The organism is Deltaproteobacteria bacterium CG11_big_fil_rev_8_21_14_0_20_49_13, assembly GCA_002796305.1.
Taxonomy (GTDB): Bacteria; UBA10199; UBA10199.
Genome location: PCWZ01000035.1, coordinates 1 through 11,828, shown reverse-complemented (window position 1 = coordinate 11,828; position 11,828 = coordinate 1). Strand labels below are relative to the sequence as shown.

Genomic DNA, 11,828 nt, shown 5'->3' with positions numbered 1-11,828 from the left:
CACTACGCTCCCTCGCAATGACACGCCAATGGGTTTTTAGAGGTGCCCCTATGGGCTTATCCAATGGGTCGCCTCGCTTCGATATATCCTGCAACCGATACTCCGCATCAAAAAAACCACCCTGTATCTCTCGCGTCATTTGTTTTATCTGTGTCATCTTTGCCCCCTTGTTTATGGAGGCATATTATCATTACCCTCTGAAATATAAACCCTATTCTACTCTTTCTATGGGGTTTTTAGAGATGCCCCCTATTCTACTCTTTCTATGGGGTTTTTAGAGGCACCCATATATCATTTATATCCAAAAAGCATAGAATAAATAATGAAGAGAATGAGGGTAACGCCAACGACGAGGCAGAACAGCCCAAAGGCATAGATCAGCTTCAATCTCCCCCTGGAAACGGGTTTCACGATCCTTTTTTCAAGCTCGTTCTCGGCCACAAGTTCATCATATTCGCGCGGACGGTCGTGCTGAAGTTCAGAAAGCGGCGTTCTGCCGGTAAATATCACTGGATCCATTGGAAAGGCGTCCGGCCTTAAATGGGTATTGAAGAAATGTATGGTGAATATGAAACCCACGGCAAGCAGAGCCTCATCGCTGTGAACGATGGTGGCGACGTTTATCAGCCAGCCGGGGAGAATCTTGGTAAACACCTCCGGGAACCACAGGACAAGGCCCGTCGAGCCTATTATGGCAACGCCCCAGAATACCGCCATGTAATCGAACTTCTCCCAGTACGTCCACCTGCCATATTTCGGCCTTTCTCCGCGGCCAAAGAACCAGAGCATGGTGGCAAAGAACTCCTTCGCATCGTTCCAGCTGGGGACAAGCGAATATCTGTGGAAGACCATCTCCCCCCAAGTAAGGGAGTTCTTCTTTTTGAACTTGATCAAGGTGTAAAGATGGGTGGCGAAATATCCGATGGTAATGACCGCGCATATCCTGTGAATGGTCCCCGCGACCTTTACACCGCCTATCAGTTTTGAAAGATGGCTGGCCCACGCCATTCCGGCGAACTTGAGCATCATGCCGGTTATGGCAAGGCCGAAGAAACTTATAATGACGCTGAAATGAAGGACCCTCTCTCTGAGATTGAATCTCAAGAACTGGCGCGCCTCTTCCTGAGTTTGTATCTCCCGCTTCTCTTTGAGTCTGGCGAACGATTTCGGCAGCCAGAGAAGCGTATGAATGCCAAAAAATGCGAACGTGCCGATCAGGAGAAGGGTCATCGACCAGAATGTAAAGAAGAGTATGGGATATTTGATACGGTTGTGATGTGTTGCGTGTGTCAGATAACCCGTGAACTGTCTGTTGGACCCGGAATGGCATTTCTTGCATGTCTCAATGACATTGTTCCTCGAAAGGTGGGATGCCGGATTGCTCGGCTTCAAGATGTCGTGCGCACCGTGGCAATCGGAACACTTTGCCGCCTTTAAATATCCTAGTTTATAGGCCTTGCCGTGGTACGTCTCAAAATAGGTCCCTGCAACATCCTGATGGCAGTTGCCGCACTGGGTGCCGACCTGTGCAAGGAACGCATCCTCGTCAACACGGGTTATCCGGTGCGATGAGTGGCACGAAGAACAATCCGGAAGCCTTTCATCCGTTTTGGTCACGGATGGGCTGTGAACGCTGTTCACGAACTGATTAAATATCCCCTTATGGCATTTTGCACAAGTGGCGGCCAAATTGACCGTATTCACGTTCGCCATCGGGTCGGAGGCAGGCAGTTGCATATGCTTTCCGTGACAGTCAGTGCATGATGCCGAAGACAAGAGCCCGCTTCCAACAACACCGCGACCGTGGGTGCTATTGACGTAGGACTCTATCATGTCGCCAGCTTGTTCGCCCTTATACCTTTTTGCGGCCTTGCCGCCTGCGGCGTGGCACTTGGCGCAGATCCTGTGAATATTGCTCTTATAGATAGGCGACTTTTCATTCTCTCTATCAATGATTCCATGTGTCCCGTGGCAGTCGGTACACCACGGCGCATCGGGATCGTCCTTACCATGCAGCTGTCCATGCGTCGATTGTGTGTAATCCTCGCCCTGTTTCACATGGCACGATGAACAATCGACCTTGCCCGCGGTATCGCACGGACGTCCGTGGTTCGGCGTCACATCGGAGTGGCACTTTACGCAGGGTATCTTGGCATGGGCCGATCTCAGCACCTCTTCCCTGTGTGCGAATGGCTTTTGTTTTTCGTGGCACTTCTGGCAATCACGGTCGGCCATCCCAATTACAAGCGACTCTTTCCTCACCTCGTGCGGTGAGTGGCAATCGGTACATGCCGGTATCGAACCCGGCTTCTTTTCCCAAAGTTCGCCCCTTATTATCTTCTTATGGACCTGTTCTATCATTACGTGGCATCTCGAACAGGTTTTTGCGATATTATTGACATTGATGGATGACTTGGCATCTGTATGAGGGAGTATGCTATGAGAAGTATGGCAGTCGTTGCATGTGGCGGTGACCAAAAGGCCTTTTTTAAGCAACCCCTCCCCGTGAATGCTTTCCTTATAGTTCTCCAGTATGTTCTTTTGCGGGATGTCGTAGGTCTTGGCCACAAGCGCATCATCCCTGTGACACCTTCCGCAAAGAGTTGGCACGTTCATTTTGAACGTAGAAGAACCGGGGCTGGTATGTTTTAATATGTCGTGCTTGCCGTGACAATCTACGCATTTGGGGGCATAGAACGCGCCTTTTTTAAGGACTTGCCCGTGGATACTTGCGTTAAATCTATCAACATCGTCCTTGTGGCAGTTAGCACAATCGACCGGCGCAAGGCCTGCTGGGTGCTGCATGTCCGTCAATATCGCATCGGCATGACACCCTGTACAGGCGACGCTTTCATGAACGGAACCGTCAAATGCCTTGATGTCAACATAAAGGAATACCTTCCTCCCCCCCCTTTCGACAGAAAAACCGCTGTCGCCGTGGCACATGGCGCATTCGTCAACTGTCGAGGATGAGACCGGAAAGGCTACGAAGTTCAGAAAAAACAGTGCAAAAAAGGCAAGCACTCTCTTCATTGCTTTTTCTCTTCTCTTTCTTCCAGTTGGTGCTTCGTTATCTTTCCCGTTACCCAGCTCCAGTTCATAGGATAAACATCCGGATCGAATATGACCCAGTAAAAATGCCATACGATTATCGCGAGGGTGGCTAGAAGAGCTTCATAGAAATGAACGACCAGCGCAACATCTATAAGCCACTTGGGCATAAAACTTAAAGAAATGTTCTCGAACATAAGAATAAGACCCGTCAGCACCATGACAACCGAACCCCAGATGAGAGCCCAGAACTCGGCCTTTTCAATGTAGTTGTATCTGTCGAACCGAGGCCTCTCCTTCCGCCAACCAATATTATATTGAAGTAGCGCAAAGAAATCGGTCGCGTCCCTCCATTTTGGAAGAAGGTCCAATATCTTCTGTCTGCCGTATTTTGTGAAAAGCAGCCATCCTCCCTGATAGAGCATGAGGAATATGAAGATGACGCCGGCGACCCTGTGTATGACCTTTCTTATTAAAGAGCCTGTTTCACCTGAAAACGGATAAGAATAGAAGGCGTTCGGATATTTATGCGCAAAACCGGTATAAACGAGCGTGATGAAAGTAATCACAAGGATAAGATGCTGAAGACGTTCCGTCCGGCTTAGACGCACGGCGACCGAGTTCTTCACATATTTCTCATAATGGCTCCTTAGCTTCTTTCTTATATCCAGGAAATTATGGAAAAGCATGCCGCCGATCGTCAACACTATTGTAACGATATAGAAAAGGCTCACGTAATAGACGATGACATCCTTACTGACGGACGGGTTCATGTGAACCGAGCCCTTGGAAAGCTGGTCGCCCGCACCGGGATGACATTTTCCGCAGGTGCGACCCACGTTCGCAGCATTGATGGATGACCTCGGATCGGAACTCGGAAGAACATCGTGAAAGCCGTGGCACGAAGCGCAGTTGGCGGCAAATTTGGAGCCGTACTGATACGCTATGCCGTGGTAGCTTTTCATGTAGCTGTCGAGCACATCCACCGGGAGATTATACTTTGAGGTTATCTTCTCGGACGCGTGGCAGTGCGAACATGTCTTGACGATATTGGCGGCATAGACTGAAGAATCGGGATCTGAAATGGAGACTATATCATGTTCGCCGTGGCAGTCGGTGCAGACCGGGGCGTCTTTAACGCCATCATAAAGGGCTTTGGCGTGAATGCTCATCTTGTATGTATTATAGACGTTCTCATGGCACTTGCTGCAGGTCTTTGGGACGTTGAACTTATATATCTTTGATTCGGGGTTATTCGGAGAATGGAGATCATGCGAACCGTGGCAATCCGTGCACACCGCGGCGAACTCCTCACCCCCTAGGAACGCTTTTCCGTGCACGCTCTCAAGATAGGACTTGTACGGAGTCTTCTGAGTAAGTCTGTACTGATCCATCTTCTTTTCGTCTTCGTGACATCTGGCACAGGTCTGATTTATGTTCTTTCTCGAAACTGGCGATAACGGATTCCTATAATTCAAAAGATAGTGATTATCTCCGTGGCAGGCCTTGCAGGATGCGGCCTCAGATATCCCTTTTGCTACCGCCTTGCCATGATCGCTGTTATGGTATATTTGGAATTCCACCCTGTGGCAGTTTCCGCACTTGACCGGTCCGGGTTTCTGATTATGCGGAGCCTCTGTAATATCGGAGTGACAGCTGGTGCAAAGGTTCTTGCCGTGAATAGACGTCGCGAACCTTTTTTGGTCGACCTCGGCATGACAGTTAAAACATTCGCTGTCTTCCAGCGAATGGGCTGTCCGGGTAACAAGAAATGATAAACAAATGATTAAAAAGATTGTCTGCTTTCTCATTGGCGCATTTTTATGCCTGTCAATCCCCCATAAATCAATCAAAATAAATATAAAAATTAAGTACTGGACAGTTATATTTCCGTTATTGTAGTCGTGTCCCGTTAACAACGAGATAGGAGGCGCATTATGCGAATTGGATGGACTGAGATACTGATAATTTTACTTGTCGTCGTTTTCCTTTTCGGGGCCAGAAGGCTTCCGGAGCTGGCTCGGTCGCTAGGCAAGAGCCTCAATGAGTTCAAGAAGGGGATGAAGGACGTAACGGCCGACATCAAGGACGAAGAAAAAAAATAGAATATGGACAAGGCCTACCTTGATCATCTGGACGAGCTGAGAACACGGATGATGAGGGCCATGCTCGGCATCATCATCGGCGTTATAATATCTTTCGTGTTCATCTCCGGTATCTTTCGTTTTCTTTGCAGGCCTTATTTTGATTTCATGGCCTCGAACGGCATCGTCAACCAGAACGCGCTGCTATCTCTCAGCCCTTCCGATACTTTCATGATGACGTTTCACGCGGCAATACTTACCGGAATAGGCATCGCGCTCCCGTGGACGATCTATCAGCTATGGTCTTTCGTAGCCCCCGGTCTTTACAACGATGAAAAAAGATATGTGTCATTAGGCGTTACATCCACCGTGCTTTTCTTTGTTGCGGGCGCTCTCTTCGCCTATTTTATGATAGCGCCGATGACGATAACTTTCTTTTACAACTATTCCATCGGCCTCGGAGTGATGCCGAGCTGGACGATAAACGGATATTTCGGGTTCATCACAACACTGCTTGTCTGCTTCGGCGTGGCGTTTGAACTTCCGGTGGTCATATTCTTGCTGTCAGCCATTGGAATAGTCTCGCCATACCTTCTTACAAGATATAGAAGGCATGCAATAATTGTCATTTTTATCATTTCCGCTCTCTTAACACCGCCTGACGTCGTAACTCAAGTCATGATGGCCATTCCGTTGATACTTCTTTACGAGATTTCGATATTCGGGGCAAAATTCATCTATAAAAAGAGGATGAACAGGCTTATAGCCTCTGAATTTTCTTGAGACCATGGGGAAATTTTAACGTATGAAGCATATGGGCACCTCTATAAACCCATTGTTATGTCATTGCGAGGAGCGTCCAGCGACGAAGCAATCTCCATAAATCAAGTGTTTGCGGGGGATTGCCGCGCCCCTTCGGGGCTCGCAATGACAGCGTGAGTAGTTTATAGAGGTGCCCATATCAACCTATCAAGAACGGGGGATAATTCATGAAGACAAAGAAGGGTCTTTTGATAGACTTCACCAAATGTATCGGGTGCGGATCCTGCATGGCGGCGTGTGCGGAACAGAACGGCCTTCCTCCGCCAACCCCCGAAATGACGGACCTGTCTTACAAGAACTACACCGTGGTCTCTTTTGACCATAAGACACATTCCGAAAGTTACGGACTTAAATGCATCGAATGCCATCACGTCGAAAAATGCGGCCACTGCCACGGCACGGACACCGCTTCGATGATGGTGGAAGAGGCAAAGATAGCCCTTCATGAGACCTGCATGGGATGCCACAGGATGATAGAATCCGGTCCAAGAAAATGCGACGATTGCCATAAAAAACCCGCCAAATAAAAATATTCTTGTGCAAATATGAACTTTTTCTTGACTTTATCCAAGTTGTAGAGTTTGAGGTTGGTCCATGCCGCCGCAGATAAAAAGACTCGCTGTTTTGTTTGCGATATTTATCGGGCTATTTATAGTAGCCCGCTATTTTCTTGTTCCTAAATCTTTTGGGAAATATGGCCATTACCGTGCGGATTCGGTGGAAGAGGTGAAAGCTCTGCCTATGAATTATGCTGGCTCCTCTACCTGCAAAACCTGCCACGAAGACATTTACAAACTTAAAGCCTCTTCCAAACATGCAACGGTTGCCTGCGAGACATGCCATGGTCCTGCCATAAAACATGCCGAAGACCCCATGAACATTAAGCCCGATAAGCCAAAGGGAAGAGCATTTTGCGGGTTGTGTCATACAAAGAATTATGCGCGTCCAAAGAACATGCCTCAAATAGATTTGGAAAAACATAACGAAGGAATGGAATGTTATTTATGCCACAACGCGCATGATCCGAAAATATGAAACTTAATTCACGACGCAACTTCTTAAAATCTACGGCTTTGATAGCCGGCGGCGTTCTTACAGCCTCTGTAGCAGATCGTTTTAACGCCCTTCTTTACGCGGCAACCCCCAAAAAGAAGGATGGTCATTGGTATGGCATGGGAATTGACATAGACAAATGCATCGGCTGCGGACGCTGTTCCGACGCGTGCAAAAAAGAAAACAATGTGCCAAGGGAGCCGTTCTTTTTCCGTTCGTGGGTAGAGCAATATACAATCATGGACGACGGCAAGGTGAAAGTTGAATCGGAAAACGGCGGAATCGACGGCCTAAAACAATCGGTGCCCGACGAAAAAATATTTAAATCATTTTTTGTGCCGAAATTGTGCAACCACTGTTACAAATCTCCATGTGTTCAGGTTTGCCCGGTAGGCGCAACGTATGAAACCAGAGACGGCGTTGTTCTTGTGGACGACAAATACTGCATAGGTTGTAGATATTGCATTCAGGCGTGTCCATACGGCTGCCGCTATCTTCATCCCGAAAAGCATGTTGTTGATAAATGCACGCTTTGCTACCACAGAATAACAAAGGGGCAAAATCCCGCGTGCGTTGAAGTTTGCCCAAGAGGCGCAAGAACGTTTGGAGATTTGAATGATAAAAATGGAGAGCTAGTCAAATTTTTAAAAAATCATACGTGTCTGGTACTGCGACCTCACTTAAACACCGGCGCTAAAGTTTATTATAACAGTTTAAGCTCGGAAGTAAGATAAGATAAACAAGCGAACCATCTGGCTTTGCCGGTGGTTTGCGCGGGGCTTGGGGCATTGCGAGGCGATGACAAAAACATAAATTAATGCGAGTGGCGACATTCATCGCCCGAGCAGACCACAAAATACAATGGACCAACTCATACAAAATTTGTACGGTGTTTTGACGCAAGTGCAGGGTTTTATCTATCCAAACGAGGTGGAACTCCACTGGAGCATCTTGATAGTTTTATATCCCTATATTACGGGTCTTGTCGCGGGAGCCTTCATCCTCGCCTCTCTCGAACGGGTGTTTAAGGTAAAGGCCGTTAAGCCAACTTACGATTTGGCGCTTTTAACCGCGCTTGCTTTTTTGATTTGCGCACCGATACCCTTAAACGCCCATCTGACACAGCCTTTCCGCGCATATGAAATCATGATAACGCCCCACCTCACCTCTGCAATGGCGGTGTTTGGGTTTGTATATATGTGGTATCTGATGGTGGTTTTGCTCCTGGAAATATGGTTCGATTACAGGCGCGACTTTGTTATTTGGTCCAACGAAAAAACCGGCATAATGAAGTGGGTATACAAAATTTTAACCTTGGGCGTTACAGACATTTCGGAGTCTGCATTGAGATGGGACAAAAAACTCGGTTATTTTGTAACTATCATCGGCATACCGTCCGCATTCTTATTGCATGGCTACGTCGGCTTTATTTTCGGCTCCATTAAGGCTAACCCATGGTGGTCGAGTGTTTTAATGCCCGTTATATTTATCTTTTCTGCAATGGTTTCGGGCATCGCTCTGGTCATGCTACTGTATATGCTTATTTCGCTTATTAGGCGCATTCCCATAGATATGGAATGTGTTGACACCGTTGGCAGATACCTCCTCTACGCCTTGGTATTAGACTTTTCGCTTGAAGCGCTCGATCAAATCCATCGCTTTTATGAAGCGGAGGAATCCTTTGAAATCATCTCGCTTCTCATGTCCGGCAAGCTTTATATAACTTTGATAATAGTCCAGATAATGCTCGGCACCATTGTGCCGCTTATAACGCTTGGATTATTGCAAGTTTATAAACCGTCGGAAAAGAAGAGGCGTCTTATCTATTTAATGGACAGCGTTTTGGTGCTGATAGGTGTTTTTGCAATGCGCTGGAACGTTGTGATAGGCGGCCAGTTGTTTTCAAAAAGTTTCTACGGTTTCACAGCTTATAAGCTGGATATGATAGGCCGCGAAGGATTTTTGGTGTCGGCAGGACTTGTAATTCTGCCGTTCATTATTTTGAGCTTTCTACTTTGGCTAATGCCTCCATGGAAGAAAATTAGAACATGACTGAAACTGATATCGCCAAACGCAATTTTTTAACAAAGTTGGTGGGTGGTGTGCTGGGGGTGACTGCTGTTATTTTTGCTGCTCCGTTTGTCAGATACCTGATCCCGAAAAAAAACTCCGGCGACGCTAATATCCTGACTTCTGCCGATGGCAAGCCCGTTTTGGAAAAAGAGATCAAAGAAAATTCATCGTTTGTCGGGTTTTCAAAGAGCGGCCCAACCATTATTATAAAACGCGACGGGAAGCTACGAGCGCTTTCAGCAGTATGCACACATCTTGGATGTCTCGTTAAGTGGATTCCAAACGAAGGCGTTTTTTTCTGCCCCTGCCATGCTGGCAAATTTGATGCAAACGGCGTTAATATAAGCGGCCCGCCTCCGGAACCGCTCACTGTGTATAATGTCACAGTGGTTGAAGATGGCACGATTGCTTTGGAGAAATCATGATCAGGAGAATTATAAGCGCCATTGATGAAAGAATAAAATTATTGGAAATATACCGGGAGCAGATGTCGCATTACATGGTTCCTTCTGGCTTAAATTTCTGGTATTCTATGGGAGCCGTGCTTATCGCTGTTTTCTGTATTGAAGTTGTCACAGGCATTTTTCTCTTAATGAACTATGTCCCATACACAAAAGAAGCGTTTGAAAGCGTGACATACATCTCAAATACGGTTCCCGCGGGCTGGTTAATAAGACGCGTTCATGCGGTCGGCGCCAACATGTTTGTTCTCGTCCTGTTCCTTCACATGTTCTCTGTAGCCATCATGGGCTCCTATAAAAAACCGAGAGAGATACACTGGTTCGTCGGATGTTTCATCTTGGGAATCACGCTTGTCACTTGCCTTTCCGGATACCTCCTGCCTTGGAGCCAGCTTTCGTATTGGGCAACAACCGTAGCAACGAGTTTCCCAGGCTCAATCCCGGTTGTCGGCGACTGGCTCGTATACTTTATGCGCGGAAGCAATATTGTCTCCCAAGAGACAATGGGGCGTTTCTTTGCAATGCACGTTTCTCTCATTCCGTTCACGCTCCTAACACTAATTTCCATCCACATCTTTGTAATGCGCAGAACCGGCATATCTGTGCCGCCTTGGACGGACGGCACAAAAAAGATGCCGTTTTTTCCGCATTTTGTAATAGAGGATTTAAAGATCATTTATTTTTTCCTGGCGGTATTATTCGTATTTGTTTTCTTTTATCCGCAGATAAGTTTTCCGCCTGACGCGCTTGATCCTGCCGATCCGCTTTCAACGCCGGCGCATATTAAGCCCGAATGGTATTTTCTGGCAAACTACCAAATGCTTAAACTCGTGCCCAACGAATTTTTGGGCATCGTATTGCAAGGAATTGTTGCGTTTCTTATATTCTTTCTGCCCATTTTGGATAGAAAAGAGGAACGGATGGCATGGAAACGCCCTATATTCGGGACAATCATCTTTTTGGGAATAATTGCATTTATTATCCTTACGATATGGGGATATTGTTCGTAATTAAATATAGTCGTCAGAAGTCAGAAAAATGAAGTAGGGGATCTCCGACATCTTACTTCTTGCTTCCGATCTCTGACATCCGACTTCGGACTTCCGGCCTATGAATATAAAAATAGACGCTAAAAAATATTTTATTCCCTGCATCTTGTTTCTTGCTTCCTGTTTCTTGCTTCCGCTTGCCTTTGCGGAGGACAGCGCATGTCTTTCATGCCATGAAGATGTTGCAAAAGACTGGAGAGAGAGCATTCATGCTGAAAACGGAATATCCTGCCATAACTGCCACGGTGGAAATCCAAAAAACATCGATAATGCTATGGACCCAAAGGAAGGTTTTATAGGCAAGCCTTCGGAAGCGGAGGTTCCGGCCTTCTGCGGTAAATGCCATGTTGGCGTCAAGGAAAATTACACAAAGAGCGCGCACAGTATAAATCTTACCAGAGGAGGGCCAAATTGCGTCACCTGTCACACTTCTCACAAACAGAAAAGAGCCAACATCAGCCTTATTTCGAAAAACCTTTGTGCACAATGCCACAGTTTTGAGCGGGCGGAAAAAATAAGAAACGCAATGATTATGTCGGAAACTGAAATTACAGAGCTGGAAAAAAGGATGGAAGCGTTACGTATTCAAGGACACGATGTAAGGCCTGCTAAAAATGCTTTATTTGCTACGAGAAATAATTTTCACAGGTTAACGCATGTCGTAAACGCAGATTTAATATTAAAAGAAACAACGGGAATAAATACGGAAATAAAACGCCTGAAAGCTGAAATAGCGGCTAACGAAGCAACAGAGGTAAAGAGAAAGATATTTGGCGCTATCTTCATAATCTTTCTATTGATAGGAGCCCTCATCTTCTGGTGGTACAGAAACACAATTCTTTCGGAATGAGTTTTTAAATCATATATCCGAGCATAAATAGACCCTGTCGGAGAAGTGACGGTTAAAAAAACGCATTTCGCATCCAATATTTTCTTTTTCGGGCGATCCGAATGTTTTTCCCCTGCCATTATCTCCCGCCTCCCTATCATTTTCCTTTTTCTTCATCACACCGCCGCTGCTATCAGGGCATCTCCCCTCCAATCCCGCAAGAGCCGATTCATATTCACCCCCAACATAGCCATCTGACCCTTCGAACCCACAAGACGCAAAGACGAACCCACAAGACGAAGACGAACCCACAAGACGAAGACGGAACCCACAAGACGGACTCATTTGGAGGAGATTGGGTGGTTTTGGATAAGTGACGTGGAGAGGGTGCGGTTCTACGCCGGCA

Annotated in this window: 11 protein-coding genes; 9 read left to right on the top strand and 2 right to left on the bottom strand. The window is 46.7% G+C overall.

From position 1 onward, the window contains the following. Window positions 1-291: 291 nt before the first annotated feature. The gene (locus tag COV46_02835) at window positions 292-3,033 is read right to left on the bottom strand and encodes a hypothetical protein (GenBank protein PIR17733.1); all 2,742 of its coding nucleotides are present in this window, start codon (window positions 3,031-3,033) and stop codon (window positions 292-294) included. Beyond that, the gene (locus tag COV46_02830; GenBank protein PIR17732.1) at window positions 3,030-4,862 is read right to left on the bottom strand and encodes a hypothetical protein; all 1,833 of its coding nucleotides are present in this window, start codon (window positions 4,860-4,862) and stop codon (window positions 3,030-3,032) included. Before COV46_02830 ends, COV46_02835 begins: the two co-directional genes overlap by 4 nt. 126 nt (window positions 4,863-4,988) lie before the next feature. Between COV46_02830 and COV46_02825 the strand changes: the two genes are divergently transcribed. From COV46_02825 to COV46_02785, 9 genes are all read left to right on the top strand, one after another. Then, complete coding sequence (locus tag COV46_02825) at window positions 4,989-5,156, top strand: twin-arginine translocase TatA/TatE family subunit (protein ID PIR17731.1); 168 nt, start codon at window positions 4,989-4,991, stop codon at window positions 5,154-5,156. A gap of 3 nt (window positions 5,157-5,159) precedes the next feature. After that, window positions 5,160-5,918, top strand: coding sequence for a twin-arginine translocase subunit TatC (gene tatC / locus COV46_02820; GenBank protein ID PIR17730.1), 759 nt, complete (start codon window positions 5,160-5,162; stop codon window positions 5,916-5,918). Between the two features lie 206 nt (window positions 5,919-6,124). After that, on the top strand, window positions 6,125-6,484 hold the full coding sequence (locus COV46_02815) for a hypothetical protein (GenBank protein PIR17729.1): 360 nt from the start codon (window positions 6,125-6,127) through the stop codon (window positions 6,482-6,484). Window positions 6,485-6,551: 67 nt separating this feature from the next. Next, window positions 6,552-6,992: a hypothetical protein gene (locus tag COV46_02810; GenBank protein ID PIR17728.1), complete on the top strand. Its 441-nt coding sequence runs from the start codon at window positions 6,552-6,554 to the stop codon at window positions 6,990-6,992. Next, window positions 6,989-7,744, top strand: a complete 756-nt coding sequence (locus tag COV46_02805) for a 4Fe-4S ferredoxin (GenBank protein PIR17727.1) — start codon at window positions 6,989-6,991, stop codon at window positions 7,742-7,744. The genes COV46_02810 and COV46_02805 overlap by 4 nt, the downstream gene beginning before the upstream one ends. Window positions 7,745-7,871: 127 nt before the next feature. Further along, a complete protein-coding gene (locus COV46_02800; protein PIR17726.1) occupies window positions 7,872-9,062 on the top strand; it encodes a polysulfide reductase in 1,191 nt (396 codons plus the stop codon). Beyond that, window positions 9,059-9,508 carry a cytochrome B6 gene (locus tag COV46_02795; protein PIR17725.1) on the top strand — a complete coding sequence of 150 codons (450 nt, stop codon included), beginning with the start codon at window positions 9,059-9,061 and terminating at the stop codon, window positions 9,506-9,508. The genes COV46_02800 and COV46_02795 overlap by 4 nt, the downstream gene beginning before the upstream one ends. After that, on the top strand, window positions 9,505-10,554 hold the full coding sequence (locus COV46_02790) for a cytochrome B6 (protein PIR17724.1): 1,050 nt from the start codon (window positions 9,505-9,507) through the stop codon (window positions 10,552-10,554). Before COV46_02795 ends, COV46_02790 begins: the two co-directional genes overlap by 4 nt. Before the next feature lie 100 nt (window positions 10,555-10,654). Next, window positions 10,655-11,443, top strand: a complete 789-nt coding sequence (locus COV46_02785) for a cytochrome C (protein ID PIR17723.1) — start codon at window positions 10,655-10,657, stop codon at window positions 11,441-11,443. Window positions 11,444-11,828 lie beyond the last annotated feature (385 nt).